The 15,445-nt window shown below is 70.9% G+C and carries 12 protein-coding genes; 7 read left to right on the top strand and 5 right to left on the bottom strand.

Features of this window, described 5'->3' with window-relative positions; all coding sequences use genetic code 11:
• Positions 1-10 precede the first annotated feature (10 nt).
• Genes ACQEWB_RS41545 through ACQEWB_RS41525 form a run of 5 tightly spaced genes read left to right on the top strand, consistent with a single transcriptional unit; the run spans position 11 to position 8,207 of the window.
• The gene (locus tag ACQEWB_RS41545; protein ID WP_432840648.1) at positions 11-850 is read left to right on the top strand and encodes a carbohydrate ABC transporter permease; all 840 of its coding nucleotides are present in this window, start codon (positions 11-13) and stop codon (positions 848-850) included.
• Complete coding sequence (locus ACQEWB_RS41540) at positions 847-3,768, top strand: glycoside hydrolase family 2 TIM barrel-domain containing protein (RefSeq protein ID WP_432840646.1); 2,922 nt, start codon at positions 847-849, stop codon at positions 3,766-3,768. Before ACQEWB_RS41545 ends, ACQEWB_RS41540 begins: the two co-directional genes overlap by 4 nt.
• A 56-nt stretch (positions 3,769-3,824) precedes the next feature.
• Positions 3,825-5,654: a LamG-like jellyroll fold domain-containing protein gene (locus ACQEWB_RS41535; protein ID WP_432840644.1), complete on the top strand. Its 1,830-nt coding sequence runs from the start codon at positions 3,825-3,827 to the stop codon at positions 5,652-5,654.
• A gap of 28 nt (positions 5,655-5,682) precedes the next feature.
• A complete protein-coding gene (locus ACQEWB_RS41530; RefSeq protein WP_432840642.1) occupies positions 5,683-7,362 on the top strand; it encodes a PHP domain-containing protein in 1,680 nt (559 codons plus the stop codon).
• Positions 7,362-8,207, top strand: a complete 846-nt coding sequence (locus ACQEWB_RS41525; protein ID WP_432844277.1) for a hypothetical protein — start codon at positions 7,362-7,364, stop codon at positions 8,205-8,207. The genes ACQEWB_RS41530 and ACQEWB_RS41525 overlap by 1 nt, the downstream gene beginning before the upstream one ends.
• Here the strand turns inward: ACQEWB_RS41525 and ACQEWB_RS41520 are convergent, their stop codons facing one another.
• The 4 genes from ACQEWB_RS41520 to ACQEWB_RS41505 are packed head-to-tail and all read right to left on the bottom strand — an operon-like array spanning position 8,208 to position 11,977.
• Positions 8,208-8,663: a MaoC family dehydratase gene (locus ACQEWB_RS41520; RefSeq protein ID WP_432840640.1), complete on the bottom strand. Its 456-nt coding sequence runs from the start codon at positions 8,661-8,663 to the stop codon at positions 8,208-8,210.
• A gap of 8 nt (positions 8,664-8,671) precedes the next feature.
• Complete coding sequence (gene menE, locus ACQEWB_RS41515; RefSeq protein WP_432840638.1) at positions 8,672-10,174, bottom strand: o-succinylbenzoate--CoA ligase; 1,503 nt, start codon at positions 10,172-10,174, stop codon at positions 8,672-8,674.
• Between the two features lie 10 nt (positions 10,175-10,184).
• Entirely contained in the window at positions 10,185-11,060 is an 876-nt protein-coding gene (locus ACQEWB_RS41510) for an amidohydrolase family protein (protein ID WP_432840636.1), read from the bottom strand.
• Positions 11,060-11,977 carry an SDR family NAD(P)-dependent oxidoreductase gene (locus tag ACQEWB_RS41505; protein ID WP_432840634.1) on the bottom strand — a complete coding sequence of 306 codons (918 nt, stop codon included), beginning with the start codon at positions 11,975-11,977 and terminating at the stop codon, positions 11,060-11,062. Before ACQEWB_RS41505 ends, ACQEWB_RS41510 begins: the two co-directional genes overlap by 1 nt.
• Before the next feature lie 220 nt (positions 11,978-12,197).
• Between ACQEWB_RS41505 and ACQEWB_RS41500 the strand changes: the two genes are divergently transcribed.
• Together ACQEWB_RS41500 and ACQEWB_RS41495 are read left to right on the top strand one after the other, a co-directional pair.
• A complete protein-coding gene (locus tag ACQEWB_RS41500; protein WP_432844275.1) occupies positions 12,198-12,623 on the top strand; it encodes a MarR family winged helix-turn-helix transcriptional regulator in 426 nt (141 codons plus the stop codon).
• A gap of 7 nt (positions 12,624-12,630) precedes the next feature.
• Complete coding sequence (locus ACQEWB_RS41495; protein WP_432840632.1) at positions 12,631-13,377, top strand: IclR family transcriptional regulator; 747 nt, start codon at positions 12,631-12,633, stop codon at positions 13,375-13,377.
• A gap of 120 nt (positions 13,378-13,497) precedes the next feature.
• Here ACQEWB_RS41495 and ACQEWB_RS41490 read toward each other — a convergent pair whose 3' ends face one another.
• Positions 13,498-15,273 (bottom strand): sulfatase-like hydrolase/transferase, encoded by a 1,776-nt coding sequence (locus ACQEWB_RS41490; protein ID WP_432840630.1) that lies wholly within the window; start codon positions 15,271-15,273, stop codon positions 13,498-13,500.
• Positions 15,274-15,445: the final 172 nt, after the last annotated feature.

The following is a 15,445-nucleotide window of genomic DNA, read 5'->3' as shown; positions in this document are numbered from 1 at the left end:
GGAGCGCATCATGTCTTCCATCAAGGGATCCCGCCGCAGAGGGATCGCGCTGCACCTCCCGCTGATCATCGGCACCCTGATCTCGGCCTTCCCGTTCTACTGGGCCGTGATCATGTCGACGCACAGCTCGTCGGAGATCTTCTCCTACCCGCCCAAGCTGCTGCCGGGCACGCACTTCCTGGAGAACGTCCGCAACCTGTTCGACGCCATCGACTTCTTCGGGTCGATGTGGAACTCGCTGATCGTCGCGGTGTCGGTGACCTTCCTGGTCCTGCTCTTCGACTCGCTCGCGGCGTTCGTGTTCGCCAAGTTCGAGTTCCCCGGCAAGAACGTGCTGTTCGGGCTGCTCATGGTCATCTTCATGGTGCCGGCGCAGCTGTCGGTCATCCCGCAGTTCGTGGTCATGGCGAAGATCGGCTGGATCGGCTCGATGACCGCGCTGATCGTGCCGGCCGCGGCCAACGCCTTCGGCATCTTCTGGATGCGCCAGTACATGAAGTCCGCCATCCACGACGAACTGCTCGACGCCTCCAAGCTGGACGGCGCGAACTTCCTGCGCCAGTACTGGCACGTGGCGCTGCCCGTGGTCCGCCCCGGCCTCGCCTTCCTCGGCATCTTCACCTTCATGGGCCAGTGGAACGACTTCGCCTGGCCCCTGATCTCCCTGACCAACCCGAACAACGTGACCCTCCAGGTCGCCCTGTCCCAGCTCAACGGCACCCATGGCACCACCGACTACGGAATCGTGATGACCGGAGCACTGCTCGCCCTCATCCCCCTGCTGATCGTCTTCGCGATCGGCGCCAAGCAGATCATCGGCGACCTCGCGAAGGGAGCGGTTCGCGGATGACGAGCGATCCCCTGCTCGCCCTGCGCCCCTGGGAGTCACCCGAGGTGACCTCCTGGGGGCGTCTGCCCATGAACGCCGTCGACCGGCGCCCCGGCGCACTCCCCCTGGACGGCGACTGGCGCTTCCAGCTGCTGTCCGCGCCGGACGCGCCGGTCGGCGGTGACTGGGGGTCGTCGTACGTCCCCGGCGTCTGGACCATGCAGGGCACGGACGACCTGCCGCAGTACACCAACGTCCGGATGCCCTTCCCGGACTTCCCGCCCGGCTCGCCCGACGCCAACCCGACAGGGGTGTACGAGCGTGAGGTGGACGTGCCCACCGACTGGGCCGGACGCCGGATCGTGCTCCAGGTCGGGGCCGCCGAGAGCGTGCTGCTCGTGCACGTGGACGGGAAGCCCGCCGGCCTCTCCAAGGACTCCCATCTGGCCGCCGAGTTCGACCTGACGGACCTCGTGCGGCCCGGTGAGCGGTCGGTCCTGCGGCTCACCGTCGTCAAGTGGTCGGACGCCTCGCACATCGAGGACCAGGACCAGTGGTGGCACGGCGGGATCACCCGGTCCGTGCTGCTGTACGCGACCGAGCCGCTGCACCTCGCCGACGTGACCGTGCGGGCCCGGCAGAACGGCGAGCTGCGGATCGACTGCCAGGTGCGGGACACCCGCGGGGCGCTGCCCGCCGGGTGGTACGTCAGCGGTGAGCTGGAGGACCGACTCCTCACCCAGGACCGGGAGTTCGACCGGGTCAACATCGAGGACGACCGGGTCTCCGACTTCCTCGGCGAGGCCCGGCTGCACGCCACCGTGCCCGAGGTGCGCACCTGGAACGCCGAGACGCCCGAGCTCTACGACCTCACCGTACGGCTGCACCACTCCGACGGAACGGTCGCCGACACCTCGTACCACCGCGTCGGTTTCCGCGACGTCGAGATCGTCGGCCGGGACCTGCTGGTCAACGGCGAGCGCGTGTACATCCGGGGCGTGAACCGGCACGACTTCCATCCGCTGACCGGGCGGGCGGTGTCGTACGAGGACATGCGCGCGGACCTGGTGCTGCTGAAGCGATTCGGCTTCAACGCGATCCGCACCTCCCACTACCCGAACGACCCGACGCTGTACGACCTCGCGGACGAGCTCGGCTTCTACGTGGTCGACGAGGCGGACATCGAGTCGCACGACCACGCGCACGAGATCGCCGACGACCCGCGCTATCTGAACGCCTTCGTGGACCGGGTCTCGCGGATGGTCCTGCGGGACAAGAACCACCCGTCGATCATCATCTGGTCGCTGGGCAACGAGTCCGACTACGGCGCCAACCACGACGCGGCGGCCGGCTGGGTGCGGCGGCACGATCCGACGCGGCCGCTCCAGTACGAGGGAGCCGCCAAGCTCGACTGGGCGGCGACGGACGACGCCTCCGACATCGCCTGCCCGATGTACGCCCCGCTGGAGGACTGCGTCGCGCACGCGCTGTCCGGGCGGCAGACCAAGCCGCTCATCCAGTGCGAGTACTCGCACGCCATGGGCAACAGCAACGGCACGCTGGCGGACCATTGGGCCGCCATCGAGTCCACGCCAGGTCTTCAGGGCGGGTTCATCTGGGAGTTCTGGGACCACGGAATTCTGCAACGCGTGAGCGACGGCAGACCGGTCGGGCGCGCGGGCGCCGGACTGTATGACAACGGTGTCGCCGCGCCCGGACATCGTTGGGCGTACGGCGGCGACTTCGGCGAGACCATCCACGACGGCGCCTTCATCGCCGACGGCGTGGTCTTCCCGGACCGCACCCCCAAGCCCTCCCTGTACGAGCACCGGGAGATCGCGGCGCCGGTGCGCATCGAGGCCTTCAAGCACGAGGGCATCGTCCTCGGCAACCACCAGCACTTCCGGGGCCTGGACTGGCTGTCCGGCACCTGGGAGCTGGCGCTGGCCGACGGACGGACACTGACCGCGCCCGCCGCGCTGCCGGATCTGCGGCCCGGCGAGACGGCCGCGGTGCCGCTGCCCTTCGAGGTGCCGCGAGACGGTGGCGAGGTCTGGCTGACGCTGCGGGTGACCGTGGCGGAGGAGCAGCCGTGGGCGCCGGCCGGCACCGAGGTGTGCGTGCCGCAGATCCGGCTGCGCGGGCCCGCCGAGCGCGCGGACACCGTCGTGGACCGGCCCGTGGAGGTCGACGGCGAGGGTCTGCTGATCCACCCGTTGCTGACGGTCGCCCCGACGCTGTCCCTGTGGCGGGCGCCCACCGACAACGACGAGCTGGGCGGCATGGCGCTGCGCTGGCGGACCTGGGGGCTGGACTCGCTGGTCCGCAAGGTGGTGTCGGTACGGGAGGACGGCGGCCGGGTGACCGTGGTCGCCGAGTACGCCGGCACGACCGGGGTGGTGCGGCACCGGCAGGTGCTCACGCCCGTCGAGGGCGGGGTGCGGATCGACGAGGAGGCCGAGCTGCCGGCCGAGTTCGACGACGTGGCCCGGGTCGGGTCCGTGTTCGAGACGGTGCCGGGCCTGGACCTGCTGGACTGGTTCGGGCAGGGGCCCTGGGAGTCGTACCCCGACCGCGGCGCGGGTGCGCCGGTGGGCCATCACTCCCTCCCGGTCGACGAGTTGTTCACCCCTTATCTGCGTCCGCAGGAGAGCGGCGGGCGGCACGGTGTACGGCGGTTCACGCTGTCGGCGCCGGACGCCACCGGTCTCGCGGTCGAGCTGGACGCACCGCGTCAGGTCTCCGTCACCCGGCACCGCGCCGCGGATCTGACGGCCGTGACGCATCACGACGAGCTTGTGCCGCGTGCCGGGTGCGTGGTGCACCTGGACGCGGCGCACCGGGGCCTGGGCACGGCGTCCTGCGGCCCCGACACCTTCCCCGAGTACCGCATCGCGGCGGGCGTCCACCACTGGAGCTGGACCCTGCGCGTTCTGTAACCCCCCGCAACCCCCCGCGCCTTTCCCCGCTTACGCACCTCTCACGGAGAGCACACGTGTGTACTTCGCATGACCACAACCAGGGCGAGGCCGCGCAGGCCGGTGCCGGAAGACGCAGTTTCCTCCGGGCCACGGCGCTGCTCGGCGCCGCGGCCACGGCCGGGGTCGCCCTGCCGGCCGTGGCCGAGGCGGCGCCGGCGAGCGGCGGCTGGCGGCCGGACTCCACGAGCCGTACCTTCACGCTCGCGGTGATGCCCGACACCCAGTACCTCTTCGACGGGCCGAGCATCAACGCGGCGCCGATCGAGGCCTCGCTGCGCTATCTGTTGGAGCACGGCAAGGACGAGAACATCGTCTTCCTGTCCCACCTGGGCGACCTCACCCAGAACGGCGCCACCGCCGAATTCGCCGCGATCAGCGAGGCGTTCGAGCTCCTTGACCGCAAGGGCGTGGGCTACAGCGTGCTCGCCGGCAACCACGACGTGAAGTCGTCCACGACCGACCAGCGCGGCTCGACGCCGTACCTGGACGCGTTCGGGCCGCAGCGGTTCAAGGGTCAGAAGACCTTCGGCGGCGCGTCCGCCGACGGCTACAACACCTACCACCTGTTCCAGGCGGCCGGCCGCGAGTGGCTGGTGCTCGCGCTGGACTGGCGGCTGTCGGACAAGGGGTACGCCTGGGCCAAGGACGTCCTCGCGCAGCACCCGAAGACGCCGGTCATCCTGACCACGCACGAACTCGTCGTCGAGGAGGACCAGTTGTCGTCCTACGGCCAGCAGCTGTGGGACCAGCTGGTCGAGGACCACGACCAGATCTTCCTCACCCTCAACGGCCACTACTGGCCCGCCGGCCGGGCGACCCGCAAGAACGCGGCCGGCAACGACGTGCATCTGCACCTCACGAACTACCAGAACCGCTACTTCGGCGGCGCTGCGATGATCCGCCTCTACCGCTTCGACCTGGACCGGAACGTCATCGACGTCGAGACGGTCTCGCCGTGGATCCTCGGCCGGGCGAAGAAGGGCCTGAACGAGCTGGAGCGGCAGGAGATCGAGCTCAGCGGCGACGCCGACCGCTTCTCCGTCGACATCGACTTCGCGGACCGCTTCGCCGGCTTCGACCCGGTACCGGCGCGGGCCGCGCGCCCCGCCTCGCAGCTGCTGGTCCGGGGCACGGCCGCGTACTGGCGGTTCGACTCGGCCGTCTCCGGCACGGTCCGTGACCTGTCCGGCAACGGCAACGACCTCACGGTCGTCCCGGTGGGCGGCGGCACCCTCGGCTGGTCGGCGGACCACCACCCGGACCAACCCGGCCACGGCAGCCTGGAGTTCAGCGGCTACAAGTCGCCGCTGAAGGGCGCCTGTCTGCAGACCGTCGACAAGGCGCCGCTCAACTCGGCGGTGTTCAAGGACGGTTACACCATCGAGGTGTTCTACCGGATGCCCGCCGACTGGGACCCGGACCACAACGCCTGGGCGGGACTGGTCAGTCGGCGGGGCACGGGCGGCGCCGCGGGCAAGACCGGCGACGACCCCGACGAGCCGCTCGCCACGCTGTCGCTGTCCAACGACCGCGAGCCCCAGTGGGCCATGCGCCCGCTCAACCAGGAGGGCATCGCCACCAACTGGGGCCAGGAGACTCCGCTGGAGACCTGGTGGCACCTCGCCGTGGTCAACGACGGCAGGCACACCACGATGTACGTCCAGGGCTGCCCGGTGATCCGCAACCCGAAGGCGTCCACCGTCGGGATCGCCTCGGTCGGGGAACCCTGGCTGCTCGGCGGCTACACCTACGCCGACAAGATCGACCAGATCCTGCACGGCCGCCTCGGTGACGTGCGGATCGTCTCGCGGGCGCTGCCCGTCACCTCCTTCATGACCCACTGACGCCCTCGAAGAGGACCTTTAAAAGATCATGACCGAGCAGCAGCTGCCCACCTGGGCCGACCCGTCCGTCTCCCCCGCCGACCTCGACGCCCAGGGCGTCTCGCGTCGCCAACTCATGCGCCGCGCCGGTCTGTTCGGCGCCGCGTTCGCCCTCGGCTCGGCGGCCACGCCCGCTCTCGCCGCCTCCTCCGCCGACCGCCAGGGCTTCGGCGGCGACGACCCGCGCCTGGCCTACCTGGTCGGCGACCACCATGTGCACTCCGTCTACAGCCACGACGCCAAGTACACGTTCTCCCAGCAGGCGCAGGCCGCCGCCAAGTACGGCCTGGACTGGATGGTGTTCAACGAGCACTCCAACTTCGGACACGCCTACTACGGCGCGAAGATGGAGCACGCCGAGATCCTCAAGGCCCGCGCCGAGAACCCGCGTCAGCTGATCTTCCAGGGCCTGGAGTGGTACATCCCGGCCGCCGAGCACTGCACGATCTTCGCGGCCCCCGGCCCCAACGAGACCGACCTGCTCACGCAGTTCGAGCTCGCCTACGACGGCAAGCTCCTCAACTACACCGAGGGCTCGGCTGGCGCGACCGACACCGCCCGCAACGAGGCGCACGCCGTCAAGGCCATCAAGTGGCTCGCCGAGCAGCGCCGTTCGGGCTACGTCGACGACGTCCTCGTCCTGGCGAACCACCCCCTGCGCCTCGGCATCGACTCCCCGCACGAGATGCGCAACTGGCGGGACGCGGCCCCCGAGATCATGATCGGCATGGAGGGCGCACCGGGCGCCCAGGGCGCGGCGATCCCGGGCTGGGGCAGCTCCACCGCCATCCGCGGCGAGTACCAGAACAGCCAGTCGGCCCAGTCCTGGGCGGGCTTCCCGGCCGGCGCGTACGTCACGTACGGCGGCTTCGACTGGGCGACCGCGACCGTCGGCGGTCTGTGGGACTCGATGCTGGCCGAGGGCAGGCTCTTCTCGATCACCACCAACTCCGACAACCATCGCACGGTCTTCGACACCTGGAAGAACGGCGACTGGGCGGCCGGGCAGAACTTCGACAACACCGGCAAGCTGCCCGACCCGGTGAACACCACCACCACCCAGCCCGGCAGCGACTTCTGGCCGGGCGAGTTCAGCCGCACCCACGTCGGCGTGACCCGCTACGGCTACCGCGCCGTGATGGCGGGCATGCGCGCCGGCCGCGTCTGGCTCGACCACGGCCACCTGCTCGACGGACTCGACGTGCGGCTGAAGCGGGACTGCGACGCGGGCCGGGGCGTGACCCTCGGCGGGCGGCTGCGGGTCCGCAAGGGCGAGCGGATCACGCTGTACGTCACCGTCACGACCGCCTCGCGGGCCAACCCCCAGGGAATCCTGCCCGAGTTGGCGCACGTCGACGTCATCCGGGGTGCCGTGCGCGGCGCGGTGAGCGACCGGGACACCTGGAAGGCGCCCGACACCAAGGTCGTCCAGACGAAGGACGTGTCCGGGCGGAAGGGGACGTACACCCTGCGCATCCCGCTGACCGCCGGGGACGAGTCCTTCTACGTCCGGCTGCGCGGGAGCGACGGCAAGCGGCACGGGGCGGGCTACCTCGGCGCCTCGATCGACCCGAACGGGCCGATCCCGCACACGCCCGGCGACGGCGACCCGTGGGCCGACACCTGGTTCTACTCCAACCCGATCTTCGTGGATGTGGCGGGGTCTTGATAAAGCGTCAGATCACGGCCGCGGCGGCCCTGTTGGGCGCGCTCGTGCTCGGGGTCGGCACCGCGTCCGCCGCCGGGTGCCCGCGGTGGGCGGAGACGGGCACGGCGTACACCGACTCGCTCTACGGCGGGCAGGGGCTCGCCAGCCGGGCGGACGGCTCGCTGCTCTACCGGGGCGGTGGCTCCATCCCGGCCGAGGTCCGGGCCGAGGGCTGGACGCACGTGGGTGACCCGGACATCGCGCGCGGCTATGTGTTCGACGCCTACCAGGGCTCGGACACGGCCACGTCGAAGATGTTCGCGGTCACCACGCCGGCCGGGCAGCGCTACGAGTACGTCCATCGGCTCGACGCGGGCGAGAAGCTCAACAACTCCTTCGCGGCCGTCTCGCCCGACGGGCAGTGGCTGGTGTCGGGCGAGTGGGACGAGGAGACCCGGCTCCAGGTCTTCCCGACTCCCCGGCTCAACCGGTCCACGCCGGCCGAGGGCGGGGCGCTGCCGGAGGCCGGGCAGATCACCCTGGACAAGCCGGTGCGCGACATCCAGGGCTGCGACTTCGTGACGCCGACGCGGCTGGTGTGCGCGTCGGACGACGCCACGCAGACGCTGTTCCCGGAGATCCGGCCGCTGCTCCAGGTGGATCTGCCGCACCGGCTCGACGGGAAGCCCGTCACGGGCCGGGTGAAGGTCCTGTTCGCCCTGCCGCAGCGCAGCACCTGCACGGACGGCACCTTCGAGACGGAGGGCGTCGACTACGACGTCAGGAGCCGCACCCTGCGGGCGGAGGTCATTCCGCCCGGGGAGTGCGCGGTGACGACGACGGTCTACTCGTACCGAGAGAAGTAGTCAGGCGTAGAACCGCGACAGGCTCTGGAGGACGGCGGCGGGCTTCCCGCCGCCGTCGATCTCTATCGTGCCGTCCACGGTGATCTGCACCCCGCCCGGCACCTCCTCGACGTCCGCCAGCTTCCCGACCAGCCGGATGCGCGAGCCGACCTTCACCGGTGCGGGGAAACGCACCTTGTTCAGGCCGTAGTTGACCTTCGTCGCCACGCCCTGGACGTCCAGCAGCTCGGTGAAGAGGGGGATGAAGAGCGAGAGGGTGAGGTAGCCGTGGGCGATGGGGGCGCCGAACGGGCCCGCCGCCGCCTTCTCGGGGTCCACGTGGATCCACTGGTGGTCGCCCGTGGCGTCGGCGAACGTGTTGATGCGCTCCTGGGTGACCTCGATCCACTCGCTGGTGCCGAGGTCGCTGCCCGCGAGCTTCTTCAGTTCGTCGAGGCCGTTCACGGTGATGCTCATGGGGTTCCTTAACTGTTGCCGTAGCGCTTGCGCACCCGGGACTTGACGAGCTTTCCGGAGGCGGTGCGCGGGAGTTCGTCCGCGATCACCACCGATTTGGGGATCTTGTACTTGGCGAGCCGGCCGGACAGCGAGGCCAGCACCTCGTCGGGGTCGAGCGAGGCGCCCTCGCGCGGCACGACGACGGCGCGCGGCACCTCGCCCCACTTGTCGTCCGGCACGCCGATGACCGCGCACTCGACGATGTCCGGGTGGGCGAGGAGCAGGTCCTCGATCTCGGCGGGGTAGATGTTCTCCCCGCCGGAGATGATCATGTCCTTGATGCGGTCGACGATGAAGACGTAGCCGTCCTCGTCGATCCGGGCCGCGTCCCCGCTGCGGAACCAGCCGTCGGTGAAGGAGGCGGCCGTCTCCTCGGGCAGTCCCCAGTAGCCGGGCATCACGTGCGGGCCGCGGATCACCACCTCGCCGGTCTCGTCGGTGTCGACGGGCGCCAGGTCCGGCCGTACCACCCGGACGTCGCTGAAGAAGTGCGGGACGCCCGCCGAACCCGCCTTGCTGACGGAGTGCTCGGCGTCGAGGAGCAGGGTGCCGGGGGACGCCTCCGTCATGCCGTACCCCTGGAGGAAGGTGAGCCCCCGCTGCCCGAACGCGGTGATCAGCGAGGTCGGCACCGGGGAGCCGCCGCAGAACAGGATCCGCAGCGAGGACAGGTCCGCGTCCGCCCAGCGCGGGTGCCTCGCCACCTGCTCGAACATCGTCGGCACCCCGAACATGAAGGTGATCCGGTGCTGTTCGACGAGGTCGAAGGTGGCGTTCGGGTCGAAGGCCTCGACCAGGACGCAGGTGCCGCCCTTCAGCAGCACCGGCAGCGTCAGCATGTTCAGGCCGGCCGTGTGGAACAACGGGGCGGAGACCAGGGCGCGTTCGTCGGCGATCAGGTCGGAGTCGACGAGGACGTTGAGCGCGTTCCAGGTCAGGTTGCCGTGGGTGAGCATGGCGCCCTTGGGACGCCCGGTCGTGCCCGAGGTGTACATGATGATGCAGGTGTCGTCGGCGCCGACCGGCTCGTCGATCCGCTCGGTGGCGGCCGAGGTCAGCGACTCCTCGTATTCGGCGCCCACTTCGACGTACACCCGTACGTCGGTGTCGCCCGGCAGCCCGGCGACCAGCCCCGCGTGCGAGGGGCCGTAGACGAGTGCCTTCGCGCCCGAGTCGGAGAGCTGGAAGGCGATCTCCGGGCCGGCGAGGCGGGTGTTGAGCGGTACGAAGACCGCCCCGAGCGTGCCCGCCGCGAACAACGTCTCCAGGTAGGAGGGGTGGTTGGGGCCGAGGTAGGCGATGCGGTCGCCGCGCCGCACGCCCCGGGCGCGCAGGGCGTGGGCGAGGCGGGTGGTGCGGTCGTACAGCTGCGCGTACGTGAGCGAGGTGCCGCCGTGGATCAGGGCGGTGCGGTGCGGGGTCTTGCGGGCCCGGCGTGCGGGCCACGAACCCAGTCCCTCATTGCGCATCTACGGCCCCTTATGGCTTCGTCAGCCCGAGCAGGCGGGCGGCGTTCTCCTTGAGGATCCTCGGCTTGACCTCGTCCTTGATCGGCAGCTGCTCGAAGTCCTTGAGCCAGCGGTCGGGGGTCAGGACGGGGAAGTCGGAGCCGAAGAGGACCTTGTCCTTGAGCAGGGTGTTCGCGTACTGCACGAGCTGCGGCGGGAAGTACTTCGGCGACCAGCCGGACAGGTCGATGTGCACGCCCGGCTTGTGCGTGGCAACCGCGAGGGCCTCGTCCTGCCAGGGGAAGGACGGGTGCGCCAGGATGATCTTCAGGTGCGGGAAGTCGGCGGACACGTCGTCCACGTGCAGCGGGTTGGAGTACTTCAGCCTGATCCCGCCGCCGCCCGGGACGCCGGCGCCGATTCCCGTCTGGCCGGTGTGGAAGAGGGCGATGGTGCCCGTCTCCTCGATCACCTCGTAGAGGTCGTACGCCACCGAGCGGTCGTTGGGGAAGAAGCCCTGGATGCTCGGGTGGAACTTGAAGCCCTTGACACCGTACTCCTCGACCAGACGGCGGGCCTGCCTGACGCCGGCCTTCCCGCGGAAGGGGTCGATGGAGGCGAAGGGGATCAGGACGTCGGAGTTGGCGGCAGCCGCCTCGGCGACCTCCTCGTTCGGGACGGGCGCGGTGCCGGTCGCGGACTCGGCGTCCACCGTGAAGATCACGGCGGCCATCTTCCGCTCGCGGTAGTAGGCGGCCGTCTCCTCCAGGGTCGGCTTCCGCTTGCCCTCCACCTTGAAGTAGGCGGAGGAGGCGTCGTGCAGGTCGTCGTCGAGGGAGGAGTGACCCTTGGAGGAGACCTCCGCATGGGTGTGTACGTCGATGGCGACCAGCTCGTTGATGTCCATCAGGCCTCCGGGAACTTCGGCGCCGGGATACCGACCGACTGGAGCTCCGCGCCGACCGAGGTGGGGAAGGCGTCGGCCAGGGTGTCGGGGGTCCAGCCGCCGTCGGCGTACGCCGTCTTGATCTCCTGCGGGTGCGACCAGAGTGCCACCTTGTCGCCGCCGATGCCGATGGCCTGGCCGGTGATGCCCCGGGCGGCCTCGGAGGCGAGGAAGGGGACCAGGGCGGCACAGTCCTCGGGAGTGCCGAAGCCCTCGCCCTTGCGCAGGAAGTCCGGGAAGGCCTGCCCGTTCTTCAGCGCCTCGACGTACGGCGCGAAGGCGGGGATGGTCTCGGTCATCGCGGTCGCGGCGACCGGCACGATCGCGTTGACGGTGATGTTCGCGCGGCCCAGCTCCATCGACCAGGTACGGGCGAAGGCGGCGATGCCGGCCTTGGCGGCGGCGTAGTTCGTCTGCCCGAAGTTGCCGCGCTGCCCGGCCGGGGAGCCGACCAGGATCAGGGTGCCGCCCTCGCCCTGCTCGCGCATCCGCACGGCGGCGGCGCGGGCGCAGGTGAAGGTGCCCTTGAGGTGGGTGGTGATCACCGCGTCGAAGTCCTCGTCGGTCATCTTCCACAGCACCTTGTCACGCAGGATGCCGGCGTTGGTGACCAGGATGTCGAGCCGCCCGAACTCCTCCACCGCCCGGTTCACCAGCCGCTCGGCGGCCTCGGTGGTGCCGACCGGGACGACCTCGGCGACGGCCTTGCCGCCCGCCTCGGTGATGGACTTCACGGCCGCCTCGGCCACGGCCTCGTCCACGTCGTTGACGACCACGGACGCGCCGTGGGCGGCCAGGGCGTGCGCGTAGGCGAGGCCGAGGCCCCGGCCGCTGCCGGTGACGACGGCGACCTTGCCGGTGAGATCGATGCTGGGCACGGGTGGGTCCCTTCACGAGCTGATGCGGGTGGTGCGGCTTCGGGAAGCGTGCTGCGGCTTCGAGATCGAAGCTAAGAGCAATAATTGTTGACGTCAATAGTTGTTGGCGACCCGAAGGTGCGACATGCTGGAATCACCCACGACGAATCGAGAGCACCGGGAGCCCGCCATCACACGCCAGCACGTCACTCCGAACGCCATCGACGCGGGCGAACCGTGGATGCGCGGGCTGCACGCGGACACCGGCTATCTGCTGTACCGGCTGGGGCTGCGCTCGGGGCAGCTGTTCAACACGTTCCTCCAGGAGTCGGGGCTGCGGCTGCGCCACTACGCGGTGCTGCGCTTCCTGTCCGGCTCCGAGGGCGCCCTCCAGCGCGAGCTGAGCGCCCGGCTGGGTTACGACCCCAGCGCGATCGTCGGCCTGGTCGACGACCTGGAGAAGCTGGGCTTCGCCGAGCGGCGCCCCTCCCCCGACGACCGGCGCAGCCGCATCGTCGTACTGACCGGGGACGGCCGCGCCTTCCTTCGGGACACCGACGAGGCGGGCCTGCGGGTGACGAACGACCTGCTGGGCCCGCTGGACGCGACCGAGCGGCAGACGCTGCACACGCTGCTGCTGCGGCTCGCGGAGGACGGGCTGGGCTGACACCGCCATGACCACCCTGTCCGCTCCCGACCGGCTGCTGGCCGTGCTGGCCGCGTTCGACCACGAGCATCCGGCGCTGTCCCTGACGGACATCAGCCGGCGGGCCGGGCTGACCCTCACCACCGCGCACCGGCTGGTCGCCGCGCTGACCGAGTGGGGTGCGCTGGAGCGGGACGGGTCGGGCGTCTACCACGTGGGCCTGCGGCTGTGGGAGGTGGCCGCGCTCGCGCCGCGCGGGCTGGCCCTCCGCCAGATCGCGCTGCCGTATCTGGAGGACCTGTACGAGGCGACCCACGAGAACGTGCAGCTGGCGGTGCGGGACGGGGGCGAGGTCGTCTACATCGAGTGGATCTCGGGGCGTTCGGCGGTGGGCGTGCACATCCGGGTCGGGGCGCGCTGGCCGCTGCATGCGACGGGGGTGGGGCTGGCGCTGCTGGCGCACAGTGCCGCCGAGTCGCAGGAGGAGTACTGCGCGGGACCGCTGGCGTCCTTCACGCCGTACACCGTCACCGACCCCGGGCGGCTGCGCCGGATCCTGGCCGACGTGCGGCGCACGGGGGTCGCGGTGAGCAGCCGCCAGGTCACGGACGACGCGCTGTCGGTGGCGGCCCCGGTCCGCGGCCCGGGCGGCACCGTGGCCGCCGCGGTCTCGGTGGTGGTACCGCAGGCCGACGCCCAGGTACCGGTGCTGGTGCCGGCGGTACGGCTTGCGGCACTCGGGATATCGCGGGCGCTGGGGTGGCGGCCGGAGTAGGTGACGGGACGGTCAGCAGGCCTCTCTCTCCCCCCGGCTGCGGCGGCGGCCATGAACGTCAGCCGGTTGCGGCGGTGGCCGTGAAGGTCAGCCGACTGCGGCGGGGCCGGGCCGTGAGCGTCAGCCGATGCCAGCGGTGGCCGTGAACGTCACCTCGTCGTCCGCGAGTTGGGCCGTGGCCCGGCAGACGAGTGTCGTGGCCACCGCGACCCCGGGGTGGGTCACCTGCCAGCGGACGGTGACGCGATCACCCACCGGCAGGCGGACCGTGGCGAGCGGGTCGAGTGCGCGGATCAGCCAGCCGCTGGGCGTGGCGAGGGTGAGGCGGGGCGCGTCCCAGGGTCTGGCGGAGCCGTTGGCGAGAGTCGCGGTGACCGTGAACTCGGTTCCGGTGCCCGTGACTTCGAGGTCGAGACCGAAGGGCTTACGGGGATACACCGGCGCCCACGACGCGCGCATGAGACTCACCAGCTCGTCCGCCCGGGCGGGCTGGCCGGCCGCGAGGTCCTGTTCCTCGCCGGGGTCCTTGGCGAGGTCGTACAGCTCCACGTCCCACTGGTCGTCCGGGGCGCGGCGGTCCTGCCCCGGCGCGAACCGGATCGCCTTCAGGTCTCCGCGCCGCACCGCTTCGGCGAGGCGGTCGCCCCGGCCGTGGTCGACGGCGTTCTGGCGGGCGGTGACACCGTTGTGGTTGCGGTAGAAGTACAGGCTGTCGTGGCGGGCGGCGTCCCGGGAGCCGCGCAGCAGCGGGGCGATGGAGAGGCCGTCGACGTCCGTCGGGACGGGCGCGCCGGCGAGGTCGGCGAGGGTGGGCAGCAGGTCGGTGAGCGGGGTGGGGCGGTCCGTGGTGCCGGCCGGGACGTGCCGCGGGGACCAGGCGATGAAGGGGACGCGGATGCCACCCTCGTACAGGTTCCGCTTGAAACCGCGCAACGGACCGTTGCCGTCGAAGAGTTCGGGATCGGTGCCGGCCTCCTCGTGCGGTCCGTTGTCGCTGGTGACCAGGACGATGGTGTGCTCCGCGAGGCCCAGCGCGGTGAGCTTGTCGGTGACCTCGCCGACGAGGGTGTCGAAGGTGCTGACCTGGGCGGCGTGCCGCTTGTTGGGGCCGGTCCAGGGCCGGTCCGCGTACGCGCCGAGGTGCGGGTCCTTGCTGGGGGCGTGCGGCACGGTCGGGGCGAGGTAGAGCAGGAACGGCTCGCGCTGGTGGGTGTGGATGAAGGCGAGCGTGCGTTCGGAGATGAGGTCGGGGGCGTAGACCTGCTGGGCGCCGCCCTTGTTCCCGGGGATCTCCTCACGGGTGCCGTTGTGCCACAGGTAGTCGGGGAAGTAGTCGTGGGCGTGGTGGTGGGTGAGGTAGCCGTAGAACTCCTCGAAGCCACGGGCGTTGGGGTGGCTCGGGTTGGGGTGGCCGGGCCGGCCGGGGGCGTTGGGCCCGAAGCCCCATTTGCCGATCAGGCCGGTGCGGTAGCCGCGGGCCCGCAACGCCTCGGCGAAGGTGAAGTCCCTTTCGGTGAGGGCACCTTGGCCGCCCGGCCCCCAGGGGTTGTTCCGCACGGTCGCGTGCCCGCCGTGCAGCCCGGTCAGCAGCGAGCAGCGCGAGGGCGCGCACACCGGGGCGGGCGCGTAGGCGTCGGTGAAGCGCAGGCCCTCGGCCGCGAGGGCGTCCAGGCGCGGGGTGTGGATCAGTTTCTGGCCGTAGGAACCGAGTTCGCCGTAGCCGAGGTCGTCGGCGAGGATCACCACGAAGTTGAGCCGTCCGGACGACGAGCGGGCGGCGGGCAGGGCCGTGGCCCGCCGGTCGTCGGATGCGGGCCGGGCCTCGTCACCGGGGTCGCAGGCCGAGACAGCCGTGAGCGCGGCGGCGCCGGCGAGAAGGCTGCGGCGAGTGGGCATGCGGGGTCCCCCGGTACGGCGGCGGGTGCGGGCTGCTGGACCGATGATGATCAGTACCGTCGGTCCAGGACCATGCACACGCTGTGAACGCTCTGTTGCATCTCCTCAGAGGCACGCCCCGGGCCGGAGGTTCCCCCTCCACGGCAAAGAAAAGATCACGATCGGCGGCCCC

The sequence above is a fragment of the Streptomyces sp. CA-249302 genome (assembly GCF_050936785.1).
Lineage (GTDB): Bacteria > Actinomycetota > Actinomycetes > Streptomycetales > Streptomycetaceae > Streptomyces.
Note: the sequence above shows the minus strand (reverse complement) of the source record. Positions and strands in the feature narration are given on the sequence as shown.